This is a genomic window from Acidobacteriaceae bacterium (assembly GCA_035944135.1).
GTDB lineage: Bacteria > Acidobacteriota > Terriglobia > Terriglobales > Acidobacteriaceae > Granulicella.
Genome location: DASZBM010000001.1, coordinates 437,438 through 459,407 on the forward strand (window position 1 = coordinate 437,438; position 21,970 = coordinate 459,407).

Annotated in this window: 22 protein-coding genes; 12 read left to right on the plus strand and 10 right to left on the minus strand. The window is 61.8% G+C overall.

Annotated elements, in window-relative coordinates; all coding sequences use genetic code 11:
• The first annotated feature begins 243 nt into the window (after nucleotides 1-243).
• Nucleotides 244-1,683, plus strand: a complete 1,440-nt coding sequence (gene ahcY / locus VGU25_01625; GenBank protein ID HEV2575884.1) for an adenosylhomocysteinase — start codon at nucleotides 244-246, stop codon at nucleotides 1,681-1,683.
• Between the two features lie 71 nt (nucleotides 1,684-1,754).
• Here the strand turns inward: ahcY and VGU25_01630 are convergent, their stop codons facing one another.
• From VGU25_01630 to VGU25_01640, 3 genes are all read right to left on the minus strand, one after another.
• Nucleotides 1,755-2,087: a hypothetical protein gene (locus VGU25_01630; GenBank protein ID HEV2575885.1), complete on the minus strand. Its 333-nt coding sequence runs from the start codon at nucleotides 2,085-2,087 to the stop codon at nucleotides 1,755-1,757.
• Nucleotides 2,088-2,296: 209 nt separating this feature from the next.
• Nucleotides 2,297-3,088 (minus strand): DUF4397 domain-containing protein, encoded by a 792-nt coding sequence (locus VGU25_01635; protein HEV2575886.1) that lies wholly within the window; start codon nucleotides 3,086-3,088, stop codon nucleotides 2,297-2,299.
• Between the two features lie 133 nt (nucleotides 3,089-3,221).
• Nucleotides 3,222-3,542, minus strand: a complete 321-nt coding sequence (locus VGU25_01640; GenBank protein ID HEV2575887.1) for a helix-hairpin-helix domain-containing protein — start codon at nucleotides 3,540-3,542, stop codon at nucleotides 3,222-3,224.
• A 74-nt stretch (nucleotides 3,543-3,616) separates the two neighbouring features.
• Between VGU25_01640 and VGU25_01645 the strand changes: the two genes are divergently transcribed.
• Nucleotides 3,617-4,078: an energy transducer TonB gene (locus tag VGU25_01645; protein ID HEV2575888.1), complete on the plus strand. Its 462-nt coding sequence runs from the start codon at nucleotides 3,617-3,619 to the stop codon at nucleotides 4,076-4,078.
• 25 nt (nucleotides 4,079-4,103) lie between these two features.
• On the opposite strand, the gene VGU25_01650 is transcribed toward VGU25_01645, so the two are convergent.
• Together VGU25_01650 and VGU25_01655 are read right to left on the minus strand one after the other, a co-directional pair.
• Nucleotides 4,104-4,811, minus strand: a complete 708-nt coding sequence (locus VGU25_01650) for an ABC transporter ATP-binding protein (GenBank protein ID HEV2575889.1) — start codon at nucleotides 4,809-4,811, stop codon at nucleotides 4,104-4,106.
• A gap of 44 nt (nucleotides 4,812-4,855) precedes the next feature.
• The gene (locus tag VGU25_01655) at nucleotides 4,856-5,077 is read right to left on the minus strand and encodes a hypothetical protein (protein HEV2575890.1); all 222 of its coding nucleotides are present in this window, start codon (nucleotides 5,075-5,077) and stop codon (nucleotides 4,856-4,858) included.
• A 256-nt stretch (nucleotides 5,078-5,333) separates the two neighbouring features.
• Between VGU25_01655 and acpS the strand changes: the two genes are divergently transcribed.
• From acpS to kdsA, 6 genes are all read left to right on the plus strand, one after another.
• On the plus strand, nucleotides 5,334-5,714 hold the full coding sequence (acpS, locus tag VGU25_01660) for a holo-ACP synthase (protein ID HEV2575891.1): 381 nt from the start codon (nucleotides 5,334-5,336) through the stop codon (nucleotides 5,712-5,714).
• Between the two features lie 98 nt (nucleotides 5,715-5,812).
• On the plus strand, nucleotides 5,813-6,898 hold the full coding sequence (locus VGU25_01665) for an MlaD family protein (GenBank protein ID HEV2575892.1): 1,086 nt from the start codon (nucleotides 5,813-5,815) through the stop codon (nucleotides 6,896-6,898).
• A gap of 193 nt (nucleotides 6,899-7,091) precedes the next feature.
• A complete protein-coding gene (locus tag VGU25_01670; protein HEV2575893.1) occupies nucleotides 7,092-9,194 on the plus strand; it encodes a M13 family metallopeptidase in 2,103 nt (700 codons plus the stop codon).
• Nucleotides 9,195-9,496: 302 nt separating this feature from the next.
• The gene (locus tag VGU25_01675; protein ID HEV2575894.1) at nucleotides 9,497-10,735 is read left to right on the plus strand and encodes a beta-propeller fold lactonase family protein; all 1,239 of its coding nucleotides are present in this window, start codon (nucleotides 9,497-9,499) and stop codon (nucleotides 10,733-10,735) included.
• 99 nt (nucleotides 10,736-10,834) lie between these two features.
• Complete coding sequence (locus VGU25_01680) at nucleotides 10,835-12,124, plus strand: beta-propeller fold lactonase family protein (protein ID HEV2575895.1); 1,290 nt, start codon at nucleotides 10,835-10,837, stop codon at nucleotides 12,122-12,124.
• Between the two features lie 253 nt (nucleotides 12,125-12,377).
• Entirely contained in the window at nucleotides 12,378-13,229 is an 852-nt protein-coding gene (gene kdsA, locus VGU25_01685) for a 3-deoxy-8-phosphooctulonate synthase (protein HEV2575896.1), read from the plus strand.
• Nucleotides 13,230-13,445: 216 nt separating this feature from the next.
• On the opposite strand, the gene VGU25_01690 is transcribed toward kdsA, so the two are convergent.
• Nucleotides 13,446-13,883 carry a DUF2393 family protein gene (locus VGU25_01690; protein ID HEV2575897.1) on the minus strand — a complete coding sequence of 146 codons (438 nt, stop codon included), beginning with the start codon at nucleotides 13,881-13,883 and terminating at the stop codon, nucleotides 13,446-13,448.
• A gap of 217 nt (nucleotides 13,884-14,100) precedes the next feature.
• Here VGU25_01690 and VGU25_01695 point away from each other — a divergent pair, with 217 nt between their 5' ends.
• Both VGU25_01695 and zwf read left to right on the plus strand, forming a co-directional pair.
• A complete protein-coding gene (locus tag VGU25_01695) occupies nucleotides 14,101-14,352 on the plus strand; it encodes a hypothetical protein (GenBank protein ID HEV2575898.1) in 252 nt (83 codons plus the stop codon).
• Nucleotides 14,353-14,510: 158 nt separating this feature from the next.
• Entirely contained in the window at nucleotides 14,511-15,905 is a 1,395-nt protein-coding gene (zwf, locus tag VGU25_01700) for a glucose-6-phosphate dehydrogenase (protein ID HEV2575899.1), read from the plus strand.
• A 527-nt stretch (nucleotides 15,906-16,432) separates the two neighbouring features.
• Here zwf and VGU25_01705 read toward each other — a convergent pair.
• Nucleotides 16,433-17,194 (minus strand): ATP-binding protein, encoded by a 762-nt coding sequence (locus tag VGU25_01705; protein ID HEV2575900.1) that lies wholly within the window; start codon nucleotides 17,192-17,194, stop codon nucleotides 16,433-16,435.
• A gap of 403 nt (nucleotides 17,195-17,597) precedes the next feature.
• Here VGU25_01705 and rpmE point away from each other — a divergent pair, with 403 nt between their 5' ends.
• The gene (gene rpmE / locus VGU25_01710; GenBank protein HEV2575901.1) at nucleotides 17,598-17,813 is read left to right on the plus strand and encodes a 50S ribosomal protein L31; all 216 of its coding nucleotides are present in this window, start codon (nucleotides 17,598-17,600) and stop codon (nucleotides 17,811-17,813) included.
• Nucleotides 17,814-17,880: 67 nt separating this feature from the next.
• Here the strand turns inward: rpmE and VGU25_01715 are convergent, their stop codons facing one another.
• Nucleotides 17,881-18,810 carry a hypothetical protein gene (locus VGU25_01715; GenBank protein HEV2575902.1) on the minus strand — a complete coding sequence of 310 codons (930 nt, stop codon included), beginning with the start codon at nucleotides 18,808-18,810 and terminating at the stop codon, nucleotides 17,881-17,883.
• A 387-nt stretch (nucleotides 18,811-19,197) separates the two neighbouring features.
• Between VGU25_01715 and VGU25_01720 the strand changes: the two genes are divergently transcribed.
• Nucleotides 19,198-20,484 (plus strand): tRNA-dihydrouridine synthase, encoded by a 1,287-nt coding sequence (locus VGU25_01720; protein ID HEV2575903.1) that lies wholly within the window; start codon nucleotides 19,198-19,200, stop codon nucleotides 20,482-20,484.
• Nucleotides 20,485-20,488: 4 nt separating this feature from the next.
• Here VGU25_01720 and VGU25_01725 read toward each other — a convergent pair whose 3' ends face one another.
• Nucleotides 20,489-21,070, minus strand: a complete 582-nt coding sequence (locus VGU25_01725) for an isochorismatase family protein (GenBank protein HEV2575904.1) — start codon at nucleotides 21,068-21,070, stop codon at nucleotides 20,489-20,491.
• 33 nt (nucleotides 21,071-21,103) lie between these two features.
• Nucleotides 21,104-21,967 carry an aldo/keto reductase gene (locus tag VGU25_01730; GenBank protein HEV2575905.1) on the minus strand — a complete coding sequence of 288 codons (864 nt, stop codon included), beginning with the start codon at nucleotides 21,965-21,967 and terminating at the stop codon, nucleotides 21,104-21,106.
• Nucleotides 21,968-21,970: the final 3 nt, after the last annotated feature.

Sequence of the window (21,970 nt, forward strand, 5' to 3'; positions counted from 1 at the left end):
CAACGCCTTCAGCGCCTCGCGAATTGTCACCGAGCCCTTGCGATGCTCCGCCGCCGGCTTTTCGTAACGAATGCTAACGAATGCTTTTGATGCGGAACAATAATCACGCGGCTTCATTCTTCCACTGCACAGAAACTCTCTTCGCTGCCTCTTTTGCCCCCCTTTCACTGCGCTCTTTGCGTCTCTAAACGACCCCATCCTGATACCCTGAATAGGTCACCCTTACCGAGAGGACCAAGCCAAATGGCTACCGCCACACTCACCGAAGTTCAGCAGTCCGCCCTTCCATACAAAGTCGCCGATATCTCGCTGGCCGACTGGGGCCGCAAAGAGATCACCATCGCCGAGCAGGAGATGCCCGGCCTCATGTCCATCCGCGCCAAGTACGCGCCTTCAAAGCCGCTCAAGGGCGTGCGCGTCACCGGCTCGCTGCACATGACCATCCAGACTGCCGTGCTCATCGAGACACTTACCGCGCTGGGCGCAACAGTCCGCTGGGCCTCCTGCAACATCTTCTCCACGCAGGACCACGCCGCCGCCGCCATCGCCGCTGCCGGTGTGCCTGTCTTCGCCTGGAAGGGTGAGACCCTCGAAGAGTACTGGTGGTGCACCGACCAGGCGCTGCGTCATGAGAACGGCACCGGCCCACAGCTCGTCGTCGACGACGGCGGCGACGTCACGCTCCTCATCCATAAGGGCTATGAGCTCGAAGAGGGCGACCGCAGCTTCGTCGATGGCAAGGCCGGGTCCGTCGAAGAGGGTGTCATCCAGAAGCTTCTCAAGAACGTCCTCGCCGAGGACGCACAGCGCTGGCATCGCGTAGCGAAGGATTGGCGCGGAGTTTCGGAAGAGACCACCACCGGCGTTCACCGCCTCTACAAGATGCTCGAGCAGGGCAAGCTCCTCGTCCCTGCCATCAACGTCAACGACTCCGTCACCAAGTCCAAGTTCGACAACCTCTACGGCTGCCGCGAGTCGCTCGTCGACGGCATCAAGCGTGCCACCGACGTGATGATCGCCGGCAAGGTCGCGGTCGTCTGCGGCTATGGCGATGTCGGCAAGGGCTCCGCGAAGTCGCTCCGCGGTCTCGGCGCGCGCGTCGTGATCACTGAGATCGACCCCATCAACGCCCTGCAGGCCGCGATGGAAGGCTTTGAGGTCACCACGATCGAAGAGACCCTCGGCCGCGGCGACATCTACGTCACCACCACCGGCAACGTCGACGTCATCACGCTCGAGCACATGCGCCAGATGAAGGACCAGGCCATCGTCTGCAACATCGGTCACTTCGACAACGAGATCCAGATGGCCGAGCTCGAAGGTTCAGACGCCAAGCGCCTGAACATCAAGCCGCAGGTCGATCAGTACACCTTCCCCAACGGCAACTCGATCTTCATCCTGGCCGAAGGCCGCCTGGTCAACCTCGGCTGCGCCACCGGCCATCCGAGCTTCGTGATGTCCAACAGCTTCTCCAACCAGACGCTCGCGCAGCTCGACCTCTGGGCCAACAAGGACACCTACAAGCCCGGCGTCTACATCCTGCCCAAGAAGCTCGACGAAGAGGTCGCACGCCTCCACCTCGAGAAGATCGGCGTGAAACTCACCACGCTCTCGAAGAAGCAGGCCGACTACCTCGGCGTCCCCGTCGAAGGTCCTTACAAGGCCGAGCACTACCGCTACTAAATTCCGAGACTCACACAAACGAAGGCCGCCATCATGGCGGCCTTCTTCTTTTACTATCTACTGTCCACCGTCTACTGTTTCGCAGCGTTGTGCTTGTCGCGATAAATTCTGCGCGACTCCTGGTTCTGCTGCTTCGCCAGCGTGCGCCGATCCTGCGCGCTCAGGTGCCCGTTGTCCTCGGCCCGCATGCCACGCTCTTCGCGATTGATTCCCGTCTCCTGCTTTTCAAGCTTCGCGGTCTCGCCGGCAGTGAGTTGCCCACTCTTCACGCCCTGCGCGATGCGGTCCTGCTGATTCTCTTTGCGTGCATTGATGTGGTTACGCTCGTACTTCGTGGTTTGCGCCGATCCGACAGCCGGCAGTGCAACGAGAACAGTAGCGAGAACAACGTAGATAGCTTTCATGACTGTCTTCTCCCGTATGACTCACCGCGGCTTCGATCGTGCTGCCGCTGTGATACGGATGAGTGGACACACGTCAATTCATGCAGTTGCGTTGCAGCAGAAAACTATATTTCCGTCAGTAACCGCAACTTCCCGCAACGTAACGTGTAGGCGCGACTCTATCGCGTGACCTGCACGCTCTCTAGTCTCTGATCTCTAATTTCTGTTCTCTATTGCTTGCTTTCCTGCGGCTCGTAGTCGCTCGCCTCAATCTCATCCACGCCCGGTTCCTTCACGTTGGGATGATCCACCAGCACCACGGTACGGACGGCGCCCGCCGCATACGTCGTCTGCGGCGCCGTCATCAGCGGGAGCGCCTGGTTCGTCGGCGCCGTCCCGCCGGGCAGCACCACCAGCGAATACGTACCCGCGGGCAGCAGCATGTATCCCGTCGCAGACCCAAAGCCCACGCCCGCGCGCATCGCCGCCGTCGCCTTCAACTTTTCACCGGCGGGCACCATATAAAGATCGACACTGCCCGCGCGCGTCGCCGCATCGATCACCCGCACCGCAACCTCGCCCGCCGGTGCAGGCGCCGTCTGGTCCGCGTAAATGTTCTCCTGAAGGCTCGCCGCGACATTCGTCACCACCGCCGTGTATTGCCTGCCAGGAGTGAGTCCCGCATTGGCCGCCACCAGCATCTGCGTCGTGTTCGCCGTGTTCGCACTCAGCCGCACATTGCCCGCAGGCAGCGGCACGTACGTGCTCGCACTGCCGAAGTCAACGCTGTACGCCAGCGCCGTTCCGCCGGCATAAAAGTCCATGCTTCCCGCGTCCGGCGACGCCGCAATCACCCGCACCTGCGCGACACTCTCCGGGCTCATGTCGATTCCCTGGCAACCGAGCATCAGCATCGCCGTCACGCCCAGCGCACCCACACACAATCGCCGTCCGCGCGAGGCCTTCGCCCGCGCGATACACACGCTCATCCGTGCAGGAATTGTAGGGAGTGCCGAAGCCACCTGTTTATTCTACCCACTGAAAGCGCCGTGGAGCACACGCGGAGAACCGCCCACGGAACCGAAAAATTCTGCCGGTTGCGGCACTCCGCGTATACCCCTCAAAACGTTGGCCCACCCCTTACAAGGCAGCCACTTACTTCTTGTGCGCGACGATCTTGTCCGCAATCTTGTCGTAGGTCGCCTTCGGAATGATGCCTTTGGTCACCAGCTGGTTCTTCGACGAGTACGGCCGCCCGTCGATGATCCGTTTCGCATACGCATCGCCGATGCCTGGCAGCGTCTTCAACTGGTCCGCCGTTGCCGTGTTGATGTCAATCAAATCCGGTGCCGGTGCGGGAGCCATTGCATGCGGTGCTTTCGGGCCCATCGCCGGCGTTCCCGCCGACACCACACCCGGAAGACTAATCAGGAGCCCGAGACAAGCATAGGAAAGCAGGCGATTCCAACGTGACATACACCCTCCTGAAGTTTCTGAACCTTTGACGCGCCCGTCAGCATACACTGTGCGCGCAGCTTCAGGGAGGTTCGATGCAAACTCTTCGCGCCGCGTGCCTTGTCAGTGTCCTGGCTCTCGCTTCGAGTCTCGGCGCACAACGCCTGCCAAGCTTCATCACCGACGAACCAGCACCGCCTCCGCCTCACAGCTCAACACAGACTCCGACACCAGGACCCGACAACCCGGCGATGCGCACTCCCAGCGGCGCGGTCCGCATCTCCGGCGGCGTCATGGCCGGTCAGATCGTCAAACGCGTGATGCCCGCATGCAGCGCTAGCGGAGTTCCACAGGGAATTGTTGTCATGCACGCAATCATCGGAACAGATGGAAAGATCCAGCAGCTTACGTTGATCTCAGGCCCACCGGACGCGGGCTATACATCCACAGTGATGAGCGCCGTGCGACAGTGGGAGTACAAACCTTATCTACTGAACGGAGAGCCAGTGAAGGTCGACACCACGATCACCTTCGATGAGCGGACTCTCAGCTGCTGATTGGCTGTACCTGAGACTCTTGCCTCTACACCGCCACCGGAACGCCGCGCCCGGCTTCCGTCTTCACAATCTGCCCATCCCTCATGTGTAGAATGCGGTCCGCAATCCCCGCGGCCTCCGGATTGTGCGTGATCATCAGCACCGTCTGACCCAGCTCGCGGCTTGAGACCCGCAGCATCTCCAACACGGCATCCGAGTTCTGCGTGTCGAGATTGCCCGTCGGCTCATCCGCCAGCACAATCGCCGGCTTCGTAATCAGCGCCCGCGCAATCGCCACGCGCTGCTGCTCGCCGCCCGAAAGCTCATTCGGCCTGTGGTCCAGCCGTCCCTTGATCCGCAGCAGCTCCGCCAGGTGATCCAGCAGCGCGCGGTCAAAAGGTCTGCCGGTATCGGCAATGTCATGGGCCAGCTCAATGTTGTCGTAGGCCGAAATCGTCGGCAGCAGGTTGAACCGCTGAAACACAAACCCGAGGTGCGCCCGCCGCAGTTTTGTCCGCTCTGCATCGCTCAGCCGGGAAAAATCCTGACCGCGAATCTTCAGCGATCCCGCCGTCGGCGATGTCAGACCGCCCAGCACATAAAACAACGTCGACTTTCCCGAGCCCGACGGCCCCACAATCGACACAAACTCGCCCGGTTCCACGTTGAATGTGACATCGCGCAGCGCCGGAACCTCCAGCTTGCCCGAATGGTACGTCTTCCCTAAATGACTGGCTTCAATAATCGGAGGCATGGCGCAGGCATCAGTCTATCGCAGCGCGCTTCTCTTCCCGCTCATCACGCCGACGCCGCCTGCACCATAACGATCTCGGAGCTCTCCGACATCCCTAAAAAACTTACCCGCAGCCGCACGCTCACCACCCGTACGCCTGCCCGCAGAGCCCGCTCGTGCGTCCGCAGCATACACAGCTCCGTCAACGCGCGATGGCTCAGCTCCGTCATCTCCAACCCAGCCTGCGCAAGGCCACAGTACAGCTCCAGCGCCGCGCTCAGGTTCACCTCGAAACTGTATTCGACCGTTCGTCGGCCGCGTCGTTTCCGGCCGAACACAGAACAGCCGCTTGCCGTCAGTGCCTTGTATACCCTGGGGAGCAACAGCGCTCGCTGCTCCCGCGAAAAACTGTAGACCTCTATCGCGCTTCCAAAGTCGGACTCCAGGGCCGGTCGCATCATTACTGCATCTATCGGCCGCACATGCGCGGGTCATTACTTCTGTCTCACAATCCGACTCAGCCCATCGCAGTACACTCGCACAATGGTCCTCGGCCTCGGCACCGACATGATAGAGATCGCCCGCATCGAACACTCGCTCTCCCGCTTCGGCGAGTCCTTCCTCCACCGCATCTACACGCCCGCCGAAATCGCCTACTGCCAGGACAAAAAGAAGACTGCCGCCGAAAGCTTCGCCGCCCGCTTCGCCGCCAAAGAGGCCGCCGCCAAGGCGCTCGGCACCGGCATCAGCCGCGGTGTCACCTGGCGCGAGCTCGAAGTCCTGCGCCTGCCCGGCCAGCGTCCCACGCTGCACCTCTCCGGCCGCGCCGCCGAGATCGCCGCCCGCCTCGGCGTCCGCCACCTCGCCCTCTCGCTCTCCCACACCCGCGAGCTCGCCCTCGCCGTCGTGGTCGCTGAAGACTGAGGAAGAAGTGAACAGAAGACAGAGCAGAGATCTCCCATGGGCCGCCCTGATCTCTCATCTCTGTTCTCTCGCTCCATCTCGCTGATACGATAAATCCCATGCCAAGTCAGGCTGAGGTCCGGTGGTCGCAGCTCAAGGTCGGCGGCATCGTTCTTGCCTCCCTCGTGCTCCTCACCACGCTTCTGTTTCTCATGACCAGCAACGCCGGTATAGGCCTGTTCGAGAAGCGCATCATCCTCCACTCCTTCTTTGACAATGCCGCGGGCGCCAAGGTCGGCGCTCCTGTCTCTCTCGAAGGCGTCAACGTCGGCGAGGTCACGCGCGTCGAGATCTCCACCGATCCCGCGCGCAAGCTCACTCCCGTCGAACTGGTGATGAAGATCTCGCCGCACTTCCGCTCCAGCATCCGCAAAGACTCCGTCGTCACCCTGCAGACCGCCGGCGTTCTCGGCGACACCGTCGTCGACATCAACAGCCAGCTCGCCACCGGTCCCGAGATTCAGAATGGCGACGAGCTCCGCACCAAAGACGTCCCCTCCATCGCGGACGTCGTCGCTTCCAGCCAGGCGACCATCCAAAACCTCAACTCGGTCATGCCGAAGCTCAACGACATCGCGACCTCGCTCGACAGCGATAAGGGTTCCGCGGGCAAGCTCATCAATGATCCGGAGCTTTACAACCGCGCCGTCGGCGCCATCAACCAGCTGCAGACCCTCGCCACCAATCTCAACAACGGCCGCGGCTCCGCGGGCAAGCTCCTCACCGACGACACCGTCTATAACAACCTGAAGGATGCCACCGCCAAGCTCGACGCCCTCACCACGAACCTCAGCTCCGGCAAAGGCACCGCCGGCAAGCTCCTCACCGACGACACGCTCTACAACAACCTCAACAGCACCCTGAATCAGACCAACGCCATCCTCGCGCAGATCAACTCCGGCAAGGGCGGCCTCGGCATGCTGATCAAGGACCCAGCCTTCGCCGACCACCTCAACGACACCGTCTCGAAGCTCGATCTCCTCCTCACCAACATCGACAACGGCAAGGGCACCATCGGCAAGCTGGCCACCGACGACGCAGCCTACAACAACCTCAACAAGCTCCTCACCGACACGGACACCCTGATGAATATGCTCCGGACGGACCCGAAGAAGTACCTCACGATCCACATGAAGATTTTCTAGCCGGCGTCCCTCACCCGTGCCCCGCCACGTCCGGTTCGCTGAACCCCGCCCTCCCGCCTTTTCCGTTGTCCCCCCACGAAACTTCCGGCTATCCTGTGTCGTCTCAGCAGCACCGTTCATGCTGTTGTCACCAAGGAGCCGCCAGATTGTCCGGCGACCCCGCAATATCAGCAACTCTCTTTCAAGGAGACCTATGCGCGCGCTTGTTATTGCATCACTTCTTGGCCTCGCAGTTCCGCTCTGTCATGGCCAGGAGCTCGACCCCATCCACCTCGCCGCCCCCGCTGCCGTCGATCTCGGCTCTGCCCCGACCAAGATCCCGGTCAAGCCCGTTGCCTTCGATGTCAACGCGATCGACAAGTCCGCCGACCCCTGCCAGGACTTCTTTCAGTACGCCTGCGGCAACTGGAACAAGAACAACCCTATCCCGTCCGACCGCGCGGCCTGGGGCCGCTTTGCCGAGCTCGCCGAGTACAACAACTATCTCCTCTATAAGGATCTCGTCGCCGCCGCCGAAGCCCCGAAGTCCCCTCTCCAGAAGAAGTATGGTGACTATTTCGCGGCGTGCATGAACACCGACCTCCTCGACAAGCTCGGCGATAAACCGCTGCTCCCTGACCTCCACGCCATCGACGAGCTCACCAGCGTCAAGCAGCTCGCAGCCTTCAATGCCAAGCAGGACCGCCGCGGCGGTGGCGCCTTCTTCGCCGTCGCCGTTACGCAGGACCAGAAGGACTCCACCCAGCAGGTCGCCGCTACCGGACAGGGCGGTCTCACCCTCCCCGATCGCGACTACTACCTGAACCAGGCCGAGCGCTTCCAAAAACTTCGTGAAGGCTACGTCGACAACATGGTCAAGACCTTCCAGCTCCTCGGCGACTCGCCCGAGAAGGCCGCCAAGGAAGCCGCCGACGTCATGACCATCGAGACCGCTCTCGCCAAAGGCTCGCTCGACCGCGTCGCTCTTCGCGATCCCGCTACCCGTTACCACCCCATGTCCGTCGCCGACCTTCAGGCCAAGACGCCGAACTTCGACTGGCAGACTTACCTTGACGGCATCGGCCTTCCGAACGCGAAGACCATCATCGTCACCAGCCTTCCCTATCTCGATACAGCGAACGCCGAGATCACCGACGAGAACCTGCCGGCCATCAAGAGCTACCTGCGGTGGCACGCCGTACACGCGGCCGCTCCGCTGCTCAGCAAGAACTTCGAGGACGTGAACTTCGACTTCTTCAACCGCACGCTCGGCGGACAGAAGGAAGAGCTTCCTCGCTGGCAGCGCTGCACGTCCATCACCGACCGCGCGCTCGGCGAAGCCGTCGGCCAGGACTGGGTGAAGCAGAACTTCCCGCCGGCATCCAAGGAAGCCACCGAGCATCTCGTGAAGGCACTCGAGGCCGCCATGGCAACCGATCTTCAGACTCTTCCCTGGATGAGCCCGGAGACGCGCGTCGAAGCCCGCAAGAAGCTCGACGCCATCGCCGACAAGATCGGCTATCCCTCGCACTGGCGCGACTACTCAACCCTCGAGGTCAAGCGTGACGACTTCTTCGGCAACACACAGCGCTCCGCCGCCTTCGAGCGTCACCGCAATCTCGACAAGTTCGGCAGACCCGTCGACCTCACCGAGTGGGGCATGACGCCGCCCACCGTCAACGCCTACTACCAGCCCTCGCAGAACAACATCAACTTCCCCGCCGGAATTCTGCAGCCGCCGTTCTATGACGTCACCAAGGACCCAGCCGTGAACTTCGGCGGCATCGGCGTCGTCATCGGCCACGAAATGACCCACGGCTTCGACGACCAGGGCGCGCAGTACGACCCCAAGGGCAACGTACGCATGTGGTTCACCAAGGAGGACCTCGCCAAGTTCAAGGAGCGTAGCGAGTGCTACGCCAAGGAGTACGACGCCTTTGAGGTGGCCCCTGGTCAGAACCTCAACGGCCACCTGACCCTCGGCGAGAACTCCGCCGACAACGCCGGCATCCGCATCGCCTTCCAGGCCCTGCAGACCACCCTGCAGGAAGAGGGTGCGAAGGCGGAGCCCGGATACGTCGACGGCAAGCGTGACGGCTACACGCCCAACCAGCGTTTCTTCATCTCCTTCGCTCAGGTATGGTGCGGCAATCAGACCCCGCAGGCCGCCATCAACCAGGCCAAGACCAACCCGCACTCCACCGGCGAGTGGCGCGTCAAGGGCACCGTGCAGAACTTCGACGAGTTCGGCAAGGCCTTCGGCTGCAAGAAGGGCGACCCCATGATGCCGGCCTCCGGCGGCTGCCGCACCTGGTAGTCCTCAATTCCACCCTATCCAAAGCCCCGGACACGTTCCGGGGCTTTGCCTTTGTTCTTGCTCTTCTTGTCGTCATTCCCGAATCTGCTCTCGCTTTTGCTCCTCACTAACCACTAACTACTAACTACTAACCACTCCAAACCCAGCCTCGTCACCCACTCCCACCCCAAACCCCGTCTATCTCAATTGGCAGAAATCGTCTGCCGCCACTACAATCAGACGAAGGTTTGTACTCTCTCCAAGATAGGTTTCTCCGCACGCCGGCTTTTGAACGCTGAGCACGACGGGGATGAAGGAAGCACATGAAGTTGAGTTGGTTCGGCCGGCTGGCTCTGGCCCTGTTTGCGTCGTTGGCCTTGGGACTTGGCATGTCGGCATGTGGTGGTGGAACCATCGCCTACCTCTGGGTCCTTGGGCAGCAGTACAACCAGATCGCCGCCTTCAAGGTTGACGATTACACCGGCAATCTCACCCAGACGCCGCATGAGCCCTTTTCCGTGCAGGGCACAAATCCCGTCACCCTCGTGGTCAAGGCGGGCGGCCGCTTCGTCTACGTGCTGAACCAGGGCACGCTGCCGTCAACCTGCACCAGCGCCTCCACCTGCACCACCGCGTGGACCGGCAGCGGCATCGTCGAGTTCTCCGTCGGCGGCGACGGCTCCCTTACCTATCAGCAGACCTACCACAGCCAGGGATTTGAACCCGTCTGGATGCAGTTCGACAGCACGAACTCCTATCTCTACGTGGTCGACAAGTACTCCCCGAGCGGCGACGGCAACGGCTCGATCACGTCGTTCTCCATCGACCCGACCACCGGCCGTCTCACGCTCGTGCTCAACACCCAGTCCGTTCCGCCCAACAGCCCCGCGCCTACCTACTGGGAAGTCGGCAAGAATCCGATCATGATGAAGCAGCTCGGAAGCTGCCTGTTTACCGTCAATTCCGCGGACCAGTCCATCACCCCATACAGCACCTCCGGCGGCCAGCTCGTCAACACCACCACCGGCAAGATTGCGACCAGCGCCAGCAACATCACTTCGATCAACGGCAACGGCAGCACCATCATCCTCACCGACGCCGGCAGCAACGAGATCCTGCCCTACGCGGTCGGTTCGAGCTGCAATCTGAACTCCACCGACGGTGGCGCCACTCCGAACGCAGCCGGAACGTCGAACCCCGTCAACTCGTTCATCGCCACCGGCGGCACCAACACCTATCTGTACATCCTGAATCAATCGACCACGAACACCACATCGAATCAGCCGTACAGCAGCATCTCCGGCTTCCTGGTCCAGTCCACCGGGCTTGCGCCACTCACCGCGGGCTCCGCCAATGGTGTCTATCAGGTTCAGGCCGCTCCTGTTTGCATGGTCGAAGATCCCACCAACAAGTGGATGTACGTCTCCAACCGCGATCCAGGGGCCGTTACCGGAAAGCAATTTGATCAAACGACCGGCGCACTCTCTGACCTCCCGCGCGGTTCCAACTTCCCCGCCACCGGCCTGGCCTCCTGCCTCGCCATCAGCGGGAACGTCGACTAGGAGCCTCTCGTGCCTCGGATCGACGATTCATCTATGACTCACACGGCCACGGCCGAAACTCACGCGGCGCGTCTCACCGCGCCAGCGCAAGGGAAGCAAATGACGTACAAAAGAACGCTCCAGGCTGCGATGGCCGCAGGTATTTCAGTAGCCATTGGCCTCGGCGCAACGGCCTGCAGCCGCGACTACGTATCGGATTACGTCTACACAGTCTCGGCCTCCAGCGGAAGCATCAATGGCTTTGCCGTCGACTACCAGACCGGAATCCTGAGCCAGATCACCGGCTCGCCCTTCCAGACCGGCTTCACCCGCGAGACGGCCGTCGTGCCCTCGCCCGACGGCAAGTTCCTCTATGTCCTCTCCGGCTCTGAGGACTCCAAGGTCATCGAGTTCGCCGTCGGCACCGATGGCAAGCTCTACGGCCAGCACACCTACTCGCTCACCGGAACCTACCCCACGGCCATGGCGATCGACTCCGCCGGCAAGTTCCTGTACATCACCTTCAAGTACCAGCCCGGCTTCACGCCCGCATCCCCCGGCCCCGGCGGCGTGACCATCTTCCCCATCAATAGCGACAACACGCTCGGGACCGCGGTCACCGTCAACGGCTTGCCTTACCTCGCCGTCGGCAACAATCCGGCCGCGATCAGCGTCTCGCCCGCCGTTTGCTCGCCTACACCTGTGATCTCTTCCAACACAGCCTGCACGGGAACCACGGGCGCCGGCCACCAGAACGTCTTCGTCTATATCGTCGACCAGGAAGCACCACCCAACGCCACCGTTCTCGGCTTCGCCCAGAACACCTCCACCGGCGCGTTGACTCCGCTCTCCGGCACGACCTTCAGCTCCAGCCTGAAGACCTATCAGGGATACAGCGCCGGCGTCGCTCCCAGCGCGATCGCTACGGATCCCACCGGCCGCTTCGTCTACGTCACCGACCAGAACGCCAACCAGATCTACGGCTACGCCATCGACAACCAGAAGACCGGCAATCTCGCACCGCTCGTCTCCAGCCCCTACGGCACCGGCGAATTCCCCGTCTCTATCGTCATCGACCCGCGCGGCAAGTACGTCTACGCCACCAACCTCAACAGCAGCTCGGTGAGCGCTTACGCCATCGACCAGGCCAGCGGCTCCCTTTCGAGCATCGCCGGCAACTCGAGCTTCACCACCGGCACGCGTCCCACCTGCGTCACTATCGAGCCGGCGCTCGGCATTTACCTCTACACCTCCAACTACCTCGACGGCACTGTCTCCGCTGGCCAGCTCAGCCCCAACACCGGTGCCCTTACCGGCGTAGAAGCCTCGCCGTTTACCGTCTCCGCCCTGCCCGCGTGCATCGCCTCCGTTCCCAACGGCGCGCACTCCTTCCAGCTCGCCAACCCGTAGAGCAGCGAGTCAGCAAGCTAGCGAGTCAGCAAGTCGGCACCAGGCAAAAGCGCTCCGGGACATCCGGAGCGCTTTTGCTTTTGCCTTGTTCTTCTTTCTGTCATCCCCGAAGGGGATCTGCTTCTGCCTTATTCACTATTCACTACTCACTATTCACTCGAGCCGCCTCACTCCACCGCCCGCTAACCACTGCCCCGCCACGCCCCGATGACTCGCTGACTCGCTGACTCGCTGACTCGCTGATAATAGTTCCATGCCTCACGCTTCCAGCTTCCCTCTCGGCGGCATCACCCTCGGTGGCGGCCCGCTCTTCCTCATCGCCGGCCCCTGCGTCATCGAGTCCGAACCGCACGCCCGCCGCATGGCCGACGCCATCCAGCGCATCGCCTCCGACATCCGCATCCCCTACATCTTCAAAGCCAGCTACGACAAGGCCAACCGCACCTCCATCCACAGCTTCCGCGGCCCCGGCATCGAAGAAGGCGCGCGCATCCTCCGCCTCATCGCCGAGCAAAACCGCCTCCCCGTCCTCACCGACATCCACACCGCCGACCAAGCCACCGAGCTCTCAGACCGCCTCGGCCCCGTCGACGCCATGCTCCAGATCCCCGCCTTCCTCTGCCGCCAGACCGACCTCCTCATCGCCGCCGCCCGCGCCTGCGCCTCCCCCAATCGCGCCGTCAACGTCAAAAAAGGCCAGTTCGTCGCCCCTTGGGACATGCGACACGCCGTCGAAAAGGTCCGCGAATCCGGCTGCCCCCGCGTCACCCTCACCGAGCGCGGTGCCTCCTTCGGCTACAACAACCTCGTCGTCGACATGCGCTCCCTGCCCGTCATGCGCGCCATGGCGCCCGTCGTCTTCGACGCCACCCACTCCGTCCAGACCCCCTCAGCCGCCAACGGAGTCTCCGGCGGCCAGCCCGAGTTCATCCCCGTCCTCGCCCGCGCCGCCGTCGCCGCCGGCATCGACGGCATCTTCCTCGAGGTCCACGACAACCCTGCCGAAGCCAAATCCGACGGCGCCAACGCCCTCCACCTCAACCGCCTGCGCTCCGTCCTCGAGACACTCCTCGCCATCCACGCGGCCGTCCCACCCACCGAGTAACCCCGGCCCTTAAAGGAAAAGACCCCCGAGCCGGGGGTCGTCCATGCTCAGGGGCCCAATCTGCCTTGGTCGCTGGAGGCGTTGTCGAGGACTCTGATCAAGCAGTCTGCATGGCCGGAAACATCATCGGCCAACCAAGGTCACTAAGGGTTGAACGTTCCAGGACCAGAAAAAGGGTATGGAAATCCTGTTAAAATCCTCTGCAAACCTCACAGTTTATCGTGTTGAGACTTGGACAACCTTTAGCGCCGGAGTCTGCTGATTCCAGTTGTCGCTAACTCCCTCAAAAATCAACCGAAAATCCGCCTGCGCCCCCGGCGCTAACGGGGCCGCGCTCAGCGGCTCGGTATCCACATAGGGCTGCCGCGTCCGAATAATCGACACCGGCGCGCTCAGCACCTGCGGATTTCCCCCGTCCGCCGCAAACGTGGCCTCGACTGTCACGCCCGTCACCGTCTGGTTCCCATGGTTCACGATGTGCCCATCCACATACGTCGAGCGCCCGCCCGACAGACTCTCCGCCTGGCTCGGCTGCGGATTTGTCAGCTCCAGGTTCGCCGCATAGGCCGCACCGCCCCCCGGTCCGCCCCTGTGCCGCCCTAGCAGAAGAAACGCCACCACGATCACCACCACCACCGCGGCCGCTATCGCCACTGTACTGGCCTGAAAACCCTTGTCACGAGGCTCAGCTCGAAACAGAGGATCGCCCCCTGCATCCCGAGGGTTCTTCGAATCTGGAGGAAATTTTGTCGGCTCAGGCATCACGAGCGATTCTATACTGCACCAAATCCTTCAAGAGCTTTCTGGGTTCGGCTTCACTTTAGGCAGAGCATCTGCCGCACCTCTGGAGTACCTTGGGACGAGGTCCCTGATGTCCAAGCACGCCAGCTCCGCGAGTCTTCGCATCTGCCAGCCCCGCGTGCCCATCCCCGGCACGCAGCAGGAGCGCGAGCGCGACTATGCCCAGACCCTCCACCGCGAAGCTCCGTTCCTTATCCAGTCCGAGCTCAGCCGCATCCGCCCCACCGACGGCGCACCCGGCAACCTGCTCAACCGCATCTGTCTCGCCATCGACGTCCTCCTCGGCCGCAGCAACGTCTACGTCGACCGTCGCCGCCACTAGCGTGCTTGCTCCGTCCCTGGCTTTCACTCGCACGACCCTTAACCTCGCACATTGCATCCGATATCGCGTCGGTTCACTAACTGCGTAAACATTCATACTGGCAACGGAAGCAGGGGCCAATCGGCCTCAACGGACAGCATCTGCCCGGAGGATCAACAATGCAGCACTCGGACGCACTTGTGTTTTTTGGCGCGACTGGCGATCTTGCCTACAAGAAAATCTTCCCCGCCTTGCAGGCCATGGTGAAGCGCGGCACGCTCGATGTACCGGTCATCGGTGTCGCGAAATCAGGCTGGACACTCGAACAGCTCAAGGACCGTGCAAAAGACAGCCTGGAAAAACATGGCGGCCTCGATCAGAACGCCTGGCCAAAGCTCAGCAGCCTGCTTCGCTACGTCGACGGTGACTACGCCGATCCGGCGACCTTCGCTGAGGTTCGCAAGCAACTCGGCGACGCGAAGTTGCCCGCATACTACCTCGCCATCCCGCCATCGATGTTCGAACCAGTCGTGAAGCAACTCCCGGGCGTCGAGGGCACCGACCGCTGCCGCGTCATTGTCGAAAAGCCGTTCGGCCACGACCTCGAATCCGCGAAGGAACTGAATCGTATTCTGTTGAGTGAGTTTTCGGAGTCTCAGATCTTCCGTATCGACCACTACCTGGCCAAGGGGCCGGTCCACAACATGGTCTCCTTCCGCTTCGCCAACAGCTTTCTTGAGCCGCTCTGGAACCGAACCTTCATCGAAAGTGTCCAGATCACCATGGCCGAGAACTTCGGCATCGAAGGCCGCGGAGCCTTCTACGATCAGACCGGCACCATCCGCGACGTCATCCAGAATCACCTCTTTCAGGTGATGTCCAGCCTCGCGATGGAGTCACCCGCGGACCACGACAGCGAATCCATCCGCAACGAAAAAGTAAAGGTTCTCAAGTCCATCCCCGCCATCAGACCCGAAGATGTCGTGCGCGGCCAGTTCATCGGCTATCTCGATGAAAAGGGTGTGGCCCCGAACTCGCAGGTAGAAACCTTTGCCGCGCTTAAGCTTTCAATCAACTGCTGGCGATGGAGTGGTGTCCCCTTCTACATTCGCGCCGGCAAGAACATGCCCATCACCTGCACCGAGGTCATGGCGCGCCTGCGCTGTCCGCCCGCCACCAGCTTCAACACCGAAACCGGTCCGCAAAACTACATCCGCATCCGCATCAGTCCGGAGGTGACGATCGCCATGGGCGTAAGCGCGACCAACCCCGAGGGCCACGGACCTCGTCGCGCCGTCGAAATGGTCGCCACCCGCCATCCCGGCGGACAGGAGATGGACGCCTACGAGCGCGTCCTGACCGATGCGATGGCAGGCGATGCCACCCTCTTCGCACGCCAGGACTACGTCGAAGAAGCGTGGCGTATCGTCGACCCGATTTTGCAAAACCTCTGCCCGGTCATCCCCTACGAGCCACACACCTGGGGACCGAGCGATCAAGGCATCGTTCCTCCCGGCGGATGGAACGACCCCAAGCCCGAAACCCCCGACGCACTGCAACCCGTCGACGTCTAACCGTCCCCACAACGCCATGTGCCCCAAATCGGGGTGCCCCATTCATCGCGCAGCGATGGGTGGGTTCGCCGGGTGCCCATTCATGCCGGGTGCCCCATTCATGCGCGGTCTCATCGCGCATGAGGGGGTTCGCACAATCCCGGGTGCCCCATCCTCGACGCGCAGCCGCAGGGTGGGGTATCGCGCGTGCCCGGGGACCCCGGCGAACGTTCTCTGTTCGCTGGGGTGGAAAACGCGCGAGTGCTTTTGCTGTTGCTCTTGCCTTTCTTTCTGTCATCCCCGAAGGGAATCTGCCGGGTGCCCCATTCATGCGCGGTCTGATCGCGCATGAGTGGGTTCGCACAATCCCGGGTGCCCCATTCATGACGACGAAGTCGACATGGGTGGGTTTGCAGAACGCGGGGCGCCCCATCTTCGACGCGCAGCAACTTGCCTTTCTTTCTGTCGTCCCCGAAGGGGATCTGCTTTTGCTTTCGGCCTTGCCTTTGCTCTTGTCATTCGAGCGCAGCGAGGAACCTGCTTTTCGCCTACGCGAAGCTCGCCCGCTTCACCTTCTGCCGAAAATCCTCGCCGCTCATCTCCACCACTACGCACATCTCCTGCAGCCGCGACCTCATGCGCTCTCCGATCCGATCCCCGAGCGTCTCCTCGCGCACCGCGGCACGCGCGCCGGTCAACTCACCGCCACCCGGTGGCAAATTCGCATAGTTCGTCGTGATGATCGTCGTCCGGCGGTCGTTATACCGCGTGTTCAAAATATGCGCGACGGTGTCCCACACCCAGTCGGTCGGCTTCGACGCTCCCAGCTCATCGAGCACCAGCACCTCGGCATTGAACACCGGTTGCAGGATCTCGAGCTCCGTCGCCTCAACACTGCGGTTGTAGCTGTTCTGCACCTGCTTCAGCAGGTCGCGATAATCGAAGAACAATCCCTTCGCTCCACGCTCTGCAATCAACGCCTGCAGAATCCCCACCGCAAGGTGCGTCTTCCCCACTCCGATCGACCCCGTCAGCAGCAGGCCCGCCACATCGCTGCCCGGCATATACTCGCGCACGTAATTCCGTGCCTGCACCAGCGCATTCGAAAGCGACGGATTATTCCCGCCGTAGTTCGGCACATAGTCTTCCAGCGTGCAGTGCGCATACCGTTTCGGAATCCTTGCCTGCTCAATGATTCGCACGGCCCTCCGCGCCACGCGGCACTCACACGGCTGCGCCACCCGCATCCCGTCCTCGCGCTCCACCACGCGCAGCCCCGAACCCTCACAAATCGGACATATGTCAGCCATCGGTCCCCTCAGTATCGCAGTCATCGTTCATGTGCGAATCCCGTCAGCAACGAGGAAACACCGCCCTCGCGACCCATTTAAGAGTGCGTCCCCTGTGCGAGATAACCCTTGTGTTTTGAAGATTTTGCAGCCACATAATTTTGCAAGTCACTCAAAACAGGGAATTTGCGACCCACCACCTTCTTGAGGTCCGGACCTAAGTCCAATGATCTGAAGATTTTGCGCAAAAAGTGACGGGGAGAGGGGGTACCCTCAGCCGATGCTAAAATACAGGAAGCGCCTGAAGGTCCGGGAGTCGGACCCCAAGCTTGCAGCGCGACAGGAACATCGATGTCAGGAGTGTGAGTCCCCGCCCTGGCAAGCGAACCGTTCTGCGGCGGGTTAGCTAGCGAAAGGATTCACCATGCCCAAGGAAGGCATCCACCCCAAGTACGAAAAGACCAACGTCCGCTGCGCCTGCGGCAACCACTTCGAGACCCGCTCGACCCACAAGGGCGACATCGTTCTCGAAATCTGCTCGGCCTGCCACCCCTTCTTCACCGGCAAGCAGAAGCTGATCGATACCGCCGGCCGCGTCGAGCGCTTCCGCCGCAAGTACGCCGCCATCGAGAAGAAGTAACACTCGATCGCACCAGACAAGAGAAGGCCTCCCGAACGGGAGGCCTTTCTGCTTCACCCCCGCTTCATCAGTAGTACGGCCAATAATGTGGCCGCACGTAGTACATCAGCGCCGCTGGATAGTAGACCGGCTGCGGCACATACACAGGCTGCTGCACATACACCGGCTGAGGCTGAGCCTGCGGCGCTGCCGCCTGCACCACGATGATCTGCGGAGTCGCCGCCTGGGCCTGGTACGTGGGCTGAGGAGCATACTGCGGTTGCGGCGGAGCGTAGCTCTGCTGCACCGGCGCAGGAGCCTGTTGCTGAGGCGCTGCATACTGCGAGCCGAACGCCTCATCCGCAGTCATGTACCCCTGCTCCACCATCGTTTCCTTGTGCCGCTCAATCGCCGCCGCGCGCCGCTCAATCAGAGCCGGCTGCTGGTAATCCTGCTCCACCTGCGATGGAATCCCGAAATCATCCAGCACCTTCAGCGTCAGCTGCGTCTCCGGCTTCAGCGTCGGCCGCGGTCCACGTCTCGGCAGGTTGATCAGGTCGATCGGCCACAACACCGGAATCAGCCACTCAACCGTATCGCGCACCGGGTGTCCCGTACCGTGAATGCGCCCCTCCGCATCAACCGGATACTTGGGCACGGCGACTACGCGGGCGTTGATCGGTACGTTCGTATCCGGCTGGATCATCAGCCGGTCGAACCGCAACTCCATCCACCCCTTGCCAACGAAATGCCCAGGATCCTTGTATTCCTCGAAGTGGCCGATCAGGTAGCTCCCGTACGGAAACACCACCCGGCTGTACGCTTCAGTGTGACCGAGCGTGCACATGACAGGATCGCCGATGGCTTCCGTCTTCGATGAAATTTTGTCAGACACGGTGCACTTCAGGATGGAGCCGGCAGGCACAAGCTGCTCAGCCGAAGCGGTCGCGGGCGAGGAAAGAAAGGCGGCAGAAAGCGGAGCAGAGAGGAGGAGAGTGAGTATGAGCTTGCTCTTCATGACAACCCCGAGGAACTATCGGGCTCATCGGAGGAGCCCGGCTGCTGTTGCGCTGGCAACATGCGACGCTCACCTTGCGAGTGCGCTGGCCCCATCGACCTTCCGGTGGAAGCCGATACAAAGAGTGCCACAATGATGCTCTTGGGGTATTGCATCGTCAACGGCGAAAATGTCAGAAGAGGCTTACGGCAGCGCAGCTTCAGCGTCTCAATCTCGAGCATCGGCCTGGTGCAACTGAAGTGAATTCAACTGCTTCGCTCTCTTCAGCTTAGACAGCATCCGTTTGATGAGCGGCACTCAACGGCAATTGAGAGGCCGAAAAGCGATATCCTCTAGAAAGAAAAAGTTGCTGTGGATAAGAAGTGGACACCTACGATTGAGCGCGAGATGCCGGCCGAGGCCAGCGTCCCCGCGGAGCTGCATATCGGCGCCGTGCGCATCGCGCCCGCGACCGTGCTCGCGCCGATGGCTGGCGTGACCGATACGGTCTTCCGCCGCTTCATCAAGAACGCATCCTTATATTCTGCATATTCTGCCGCAGCGCCATACTCAGCCGCAGCGCTATATTCCGCCGCGACGCCGTCTTCTGCAACGGAAAACGTTGCGGCAAATGACGTCGACGTCGAGACCTCCAACGAGGTCTCCGGCTGCGGCCTCATCATGACGGAGTTCACCTCCGCCGACGGCCTGAGCCGCATGCGCGAGACCAAGCGCAAGCGCTACCTCACCTACTACGACGACGAGCACCCTATCTCCGCGCAGCTCTTCGGCTCCAACCCCGAGACACTCGCCGAGAGCGCGCGTATCTGCGAGGATGCCGGCTTCGACATCGTCGATCTCAACCTCGGCTGCCCCGCCAAGCGCGTCGTCAACTGCAACGGCGGCAGTGGTCTGCTGCGCGATCTTCCTGCAATTCACAAGATCTTCGAGCGCGTGCGAGCAGCGGTGGCGATTCCCTTCACCGTTAAGTTCCGCCTGGGATGGAACGACACGAACATTGTCTGCGTTGAGCTCGCGAAGATGGCTGAAGATTGCGGCCTCAACGCCGTCGCGCTGCACCCACGCACACGCGAGCAGGGTTACTCCGGCGAGGCGCGCTGGGAGTGGATCGCCGCGGTGAAAGACGCGGTAAAGGTTCCGGTGATCGGCAACGGAGACATCCGCACGCCCGAAGATGCCGCTGCGATGGTCGATGCGACAAGATGCGACGCCGTGATGATTGGCCGCGCCGCCCCTGCCAACCCGTGGATCTTCCGGCAGATCGCGCAGTACACAGCGACGAAGCGCGCCACAGGAGTTGGCGCCTACGAGAAGCCCACCGAAATGGATCGTTATCGCATGATCCGCGATTACTTCGAGCGCCTGCTGCACGAGATCACAGAGCACCCTGAGGTCGTCGCGCCCGCAATTACCGACGAAGCCAAGCGGCAGAAGCGCGACCACGAGAGCGCGCAGCGCGACGCCATCGGCAGGATGAAGCAGTTCGCGAGCTGGTTCACGCACGGCGTTCCCGGCGGAGCCACGCTGCGCCGCGAGATCTTCGAAGCCAAGCGCGGAGCGGAAGTGATGGACCGCGTCGAGCGCTTCTTCACCGCACGTATGGACGAGCCTGCGGAACAACCGCCACTTGAGCCGGATGACGAGTTGAACGCTGCACCAGCTTGGATGGGGTGAGTTCTTACCGCGGCTTCAGGGCCGCGATGATCTGCTCGCTGGACCGCACGCGTCCCATTCGCGGGAAGATGTTCTTCACCGAGAACTCGTGCCACTCCGTGCTCATGCTGCTCATCGCATCCTCGGCGAAGACGAGATCGTAGCCGATGTCCTGCGCCGCACGCGCCGTGGACTCGACGCCCATGTTGGTCGCGATGCCTCCCATGATGATGGTGTCGATGCCCTTGCGGCGAAGCTGCTGATCGAGGCTGGTCCCTTCAAACGCACCCCACTGGCGCTTGGCGATGAGGATGTCTCCGGACTGCATGCCGGCCTCGGGGACGATCTCGGTTGCGCCCGGCGGCAACTGTGCGGGCATTGGAGGACGCTGCTCATCGGTGATGCGATGGGCGAATTGGCCGATGAGCACGTGCACATAAACGACGGTGCCGCCGGCGCCGCGCACGGCTTCGGCGAGCTTCGCCGCCCGGGTAATCACGTCGAAGGATTTATAAGGGGCGGTATCGCGCGCGACGATGGCGCCTTGCAAGTCGATCAGGACAAGTGCAGTTTTATTCGGGTCCAGCGTCAGCTTCTGGTCTGTCATCCGACTCATCATTCCTTTACGACAGCTTCGACGTTATACCTTCGCGGCGGATTCGACTTCCTTCCACTCGCTCTCGCTGAGATGGACATCGGCCGACTTCAGGTTCTCTTCGAGATGCGCAACCGAGCTCGTTCCCGGAATCGGCAGCATGACAGGCGAGCGATGCAGCAACCATGCGATTGAAAGCTGCGCAACGGTCGCGCCGTGCTTTTTCGCAATCTGATCGAGCTTTCCACCGGGTGCAGCCAGCTTGCCCGCAGCCACCGGAAACCACGGAATGAAACCGAGATTGTTCTTCTCGCAGTAGTTCAGGATGTCTTCGCTCTTGCGCTTCGTGAGGTTGTACTCGTTCTGCACGCTGACGATGTCGACGATCTTCCGCGCCTGTTCGATCTCCGCAACCGAGACCTCGCTGAGCCCGATGTGACGAATCTTTCCCTGCTCCTGCAGCTTCTTCGCTGCGCCAAGGGACTCCTCAACCGGGGTCTTCGGATCGATGCGATGAAGCTGCCAGAGATCAAGCCGCTCCAGCTTGAGATGACGCAGGCTCATCTCCACCTGTTGCGTGATGTACTCCCCGCGGCCGAGCTGAACCCACTTGTCAGGGCCCAGGCGCAGGAAACCTGCCTTTGTTGCGATCACCAGCCCCGGCTTGTACGGCGCGAGCGTTTCACCGATGAGTTCCTCACTCACGTCCGGCCCATAGGAATCAGCCGTGTCGATGAAGTCAACGCCGAGCTCGACGGCGCGCCGCAGAACGCGCTTGGCTTCCTCGCGGTCCTTCGGCTCACCCCAGATTCCTTTGCCGGTGATGCGCATTGCGCCGAAGCCGAGGCGGTGAATTTCCATGTCGCCGCCAAGGCGGAAGGTGGTCGCAGTCTCTGTCGCAGTTGCCATCGC

Coding starts and splice junctions, on each gene's coding strand:
- kdsA (HEV2575896.1), top strand. CDS start 12,378: ATGCCTCACGCTTCCAGCTTCCCTCTCGGCGGCATCACCCTCGGTGGC.
- VGU25_01725 (HEV2575904.1), bottom strand. CDS start 21,070: ATGACAGACCAGAAGCTGACGCTGGACCCGAATAAAACTGCACTTGTC.
- VGU25_01695 (HEV2575898.1), top strand. CDS start 14,101: ATGTCCAAGCACGCCAGCTCCGCGAGTCTTCGCATCTGCCAGCCCCGC.
- VGU25_01665 (HEV2575892.1), top strand. CDS start 5,813: ATGCCAAGTCAGGCTGAGGTCCGGTGGTCGCAGCTCAAGGTCGGCGGC.
- rpmE (HEV2575901.1), top strand. CDS start 17,598: ATGCCCAAGGAAGGCATCCACCCCAAGTACGAAAAGACCAACGTCCGC.
- VGU25_01680 (HEV2575895.1), top strand. CDS start 10,835: ATGACGTACAAAAGAACGCTCCAGGCTGCGATGGCCGCAGGTATTTCA.
- VGU25_01675 (HEV2575894.1), top strand. CDS start 9,497: ATGAAGTTGAGTTGGTTCGGCCGGCTGGCTCTGGCCCTGTTTGCGTCG.
- VGU25_01720 (HEV2575903.1), top strand. CDS start 19,198: ATGCCGGCCGAGGCCAGCGTCCCCGCGGAGCTGCATATCGGCGCCGTG.
- VGU25_01640 (HEV2575887.1), bottom strand. CDS start 3,542: ATGTCACGTTGGAATCGCCTGCTTTCCTATGCTTGTCTCGGGCTCCTG.
- ahcY (HEV2575884.1), top strand. CDS start 244: ATGGCTACCGCCACACTCACCGAAGTTCAGCAGTCCGCCCTTCCATAC.
- VGU25_01645 (HEV2575888.1), top strand. CDS start 3,617: ATGCAAACTCTTCGCGCCGCGTGCCTTGTCAGTGTCCTGGCTCTCGCT.
- VGU25_01630 (HEV2575885.1), bottom strand. CDS start 2,087: ATGAAAGCTATCTACGTTGTTCTCGCTACTGTTCTCGTTGCACTGCCG.
- VGU25_01705 (HEV2575900.1), bottom strand. CDS start 17,194: ATGGCTGACATATGTCCGATTTGTGAGGGTTCGGGGCTGCGCGTGGTG.
- VGU25_01730 (HEV2575905.1), bottom strand. CDS start 21,967: ATGGCAACTGCGACAGAGACTGCGACCACCTTCCGCCTTGGCGGCGAC.
- zwf (HEV2575899.1), top strand. CDS start 14,511: ATGCAGCACTCGGACGCACTTGTGTTTTTTGGCGCGACTGGCGATCTT.
- acpS (HEV2575891.1), top strand. CDS start 5,334: ATGGTCCTCGGCCTCGGCACCGACATGATAGAGATCGCCCGCATCGAA.
- VGU25_01670 (HEV2575893.1), top strand. CDS start 7,092: ATGCGCGCGCTTGTTATTGCATCACTTCTTGGCCTCGCAGTTCCGCTC.
- VGU25_01650 (HEV2575889.1), bottom strand. CDS start 4,811: ATGCCTCCGATTATTGAAGCCAGTCATTTAGGGAAGACGTACCATTCG.
- VGU25_01715 (HEV2575902.1), bottom strand. CDS start 18,810: ATGAAGAGCAAGCTCATACTCACTCTCCTCCTCTCTGCTCCGCTTTCT.